Source organism: Actinophytocola sp. (assembly GCF_036002505.1).
Classification (GTDB): Bacteria; Actinomycetota; Actinomycetes; order Mycobacteriales; family Pseudonocardiaceae; genus DASYTH01.
The window spans coordinates 1-1,646 of record NZ_DASYTH010000143.1 but is presented as its reverse complement, the minus strand read 5'-3'; the positions used below and the strand labels follow the sequence as shown (position 1 = coordinate 1,646).

Annotated in this window: 2 protein-coding genes and 1 pseudogene; all 3 read left to right on the top strand. The window is 67.6% G+C overall.

Annotated features, from left to right (window positions below):
* The first annotated feature begins 12 nt into the window (after positions 1-12).
* Positions 13-147, top strand: coding sequence for an ATP-binding protein (locus VGR06_RS12385; protein WP_327559177.1), 135 nt, complete (start codon positions 13-15; stop codon positions 145-147).
* 19 nt (positions 148-166) lie between these two features.
* Positions 167-1,234, top strand: coding sequence for an alpha/beta fold hydrolase (locus tag VGR06_RS12380; protein ID WP_327559176.1), 1,068 nt, complete (start codon positions 167-169; stop codon positions 1,232-1,234).
* A gap of 122 nt (positions 1,235-1,356) precedes the next feature.
* A pseudogene (locus tag VGR06_RS12375) lies at positions 1,357-1,646 on the top strand (hypothetical protein); the annotation flags it as partial.

Sequence of the window (1,646 nt, the reverse complement as noted above, 5' to 3'; positions counted from 1 at the left end):
ACGGAGGAGAATGTGAGCATCGCCGGCACAGGCCTCGGGCTCTTCCTGTGCAAGGAGATCGCGGTGCGCCACGGTGGGAACATCACCGTCAAGTCGAGCCCCGGCGCCGGAAGCGAATTCACGCTCACATTGCCCTCGGCTCGTTAGCGAATCAAGGAGGCGCTCCATGAACCTGCCACCCGGGGTCAGCTCGCACACAGCGCGGACGGAGAGGCTGCGCATGCGCTACATCGAGTCGGGACCGGCGGACGGCGTGCCCGTGGTGATGATCCACGGCAACCTGGCCACGGGACGTTTCTTCGAGCATCTCTTCCCGGGCGCGCCGGACGGTTACCGCTTCATCGCGCCCGACATGCGCGCGTTCGGCGACACCGAGCACAAGCCGATGGACGCCACGCGCGGCCTGCGGGACTGGGCGGACGACACGCACTCGCTGCTGGAAACCCTGGGCGTTACCCGGCCTCCCCACCTTGTGGGATGGTCGACCGGCGGCGCCGCGATCGCCAACTACGCGGAAGACCGGCCGGTCGCCTCGCTGACATTCATCGACCCCGTGTCGCCGTTTGGGTTTGGTGGGGTCAAGCCCGACGGCACGCCGTGCTTCGACGACTACGCAGGCTCAGGCGGCGGGACCGGCAACCCCGAGTTCATCAAGCGCCTGGCCGAGCACGACACCTCGACGGAGTCGCCCTTCTCGCCGCGCAACGTGATGAACAGCTCCTACTGGTCCGCCTCGCACCGCGAGCCGCCAGAGCGCGAGGACATGCTGCTGGAGGAGGTCCTCAAGTCGGTCACCGGCGACGACGGCAACCCTGGCGACTCGACCACCTCACCCAACTGGCCGGGCGTCGCTCCGGGCACGCGTGGCATCCTCAACGCACTCTCGCCCAAGTACTGCAACTGGGCCGCCATCGTCGACATCGAGCCGAAGCCGCCCATCCTCTGGACCCACGGCTCGGCGGACATCGTCGTCGCGGACGGGTCGGCCTGGGAGATGGGCACGCTGGGCAAGCTCGGCTTCGTGCCGGGTTGGCCGGGCGAGGAGGTCTTCCCGCCTCAGCCCATGGTCAGCCAGATCCGGGCGGTGCTGGAGAAGTACCGGGAGCGGGGCGGCCGGGTGGAGATCGAGATGTTCGAGGGCTCCGGGCACGGACCTCTGTTCGACGCCGCCGACCGGTGGAAGAACGTGTTCTTCAAGTTCCTTGTGTCGGTGGAGGTGCCGGCCGCCGTCTAGACGAATTCCCGCGAGTGCCGGCGCTCGCGGGCTTCAAACCGTCCCCTAGGGCGCGAATGCCGGCAGTCGCGGCATTCGCGGGCATCTTGCGCCACCCTTCGGCCGGTGCGAACATTTGCTCGATGGCGGCTACTGAGCTCGGGCTCAACACGGCGCAACCCACGACATTGGTCGTCGACATCAACTGCGCCTTCGCGTCGATCGAGCAGCAGCACGACCCGGAGCTACGTGGCCGGGTCCTTGCGATCGCCGCCTACGCCACCGACACGGCGACCATCGTCTCCTCCTCTCGGGAGGCGCGCAACCTGGGCATCAAAACCGGGATGAAGGTCTTCGAGGCCAAGGCCATCTACCCAGCGGTCATCGTCCGCGACCCAAACCCGCCTCGGTATCGCGCGGTGTCCGACAAGCT

Bases quoted from the DNA above. Each gene is read 5' to 3' on its own strand.
- VGR06_RS12380 (WP_327559176.1), top strand. From the start codon at position 167: ATGAACCTGCCACCCGGGGTCAGCTCGCACACAGCGCGGACGGAGAGG.